Raw genomic sequence first — 729 nt, 5'->3', positions numbered from 1 at the left:
CGTGGCGCGATGCCCGATGTCTGCCTCCGGGCCCGTTCCGGGGTCCGTTCCAGGCGGGCCGCGTCCGCGGTCTGCGCCGCGCTGGTGCTCGTACTCCCGTGTGGCTCCGGCGCGGTCGCGGCGCCGCCCCCGCCGGCTCCCGGGCCGGGTGGCCCTGGGACTGCGTCGCCGACTGCGAGAGCAGCGGGCGCTGGGCGGTGAACACCGGCAACGGCTTCTACGGGGGGCTGCAGTTCTGGCAGCCGACGTGGGTGGAGCACGGGGGGCTGGTGTACGCGGCACGGGCGGACCTGGCGACGCGGGAGCAGCAGATCCGGGTGGCGGAAGAGGTGCTGGGGGTGCAGGGGTGGGACGCGTGGCCGGTGTGTGCGAAGCGGTACGGACTGGCGGGGCGGATGCACGTGGTGCGGGGCGGGGACACGTTGGACGGGATCGCCCGTCGCCGTCGCGTGTCCGGGGGCTGGCGGGCCCTGTACGAGGCGAACCGGGCCCTGATCGGCCCGGACCCCGCCGCCCTGAAACCGGGCCTCCTCCTCACCCTCCCGACTCCGCCCCCGGCGACCCCGGTCCCCGCGACCCCGGTGGCCCCGGCACCGACCCCGTCTCCGGTCCCTGCGTCCCCGGTTCCCGCGGCCCCGTCTCCGGTCCCCGCGGCCCCGGTTCTGGTGCGCTGAGTTGTGTGCTGCGGACCGTTGCCGCTGCGCGGGGCTGGGTCCCCTACCCGCCCTT

1 protein-coding gene is annotated in these 729 nt (G+C 77.0%); it reads left to right on the top strand.

Annotated elements, in window-relative coordinates; all coding sequences use genetic code 11:
• Positions 1 to 674: LysM peptidoglycan-binding domain-containing protein (locus tag VR44_RS40315; RefSeq protein ID WP_107072601.1), on the top strand; the 674-nt coding region annotated here is incomplete at its 5' end.
• Between the last annotated feature and the right edge of the window lie 55 nt (positions 675 to 729).

Origin of the sequence: Streptomyces katrae (assembly GCF_000966975.1) — a bacterium.
Taxonomy (GTDB): Bacteria; Actinomycetota; Actinomycetes; order Streptomycetales; family Streptomycetaceae; genus Streptomyces; species Streptomyces katrae.
The sequence above is the reverse complement of the archived record's forward strand: the minus strand, read 5'-3'. Positions and strand labels throughout refer to the sequence as shown.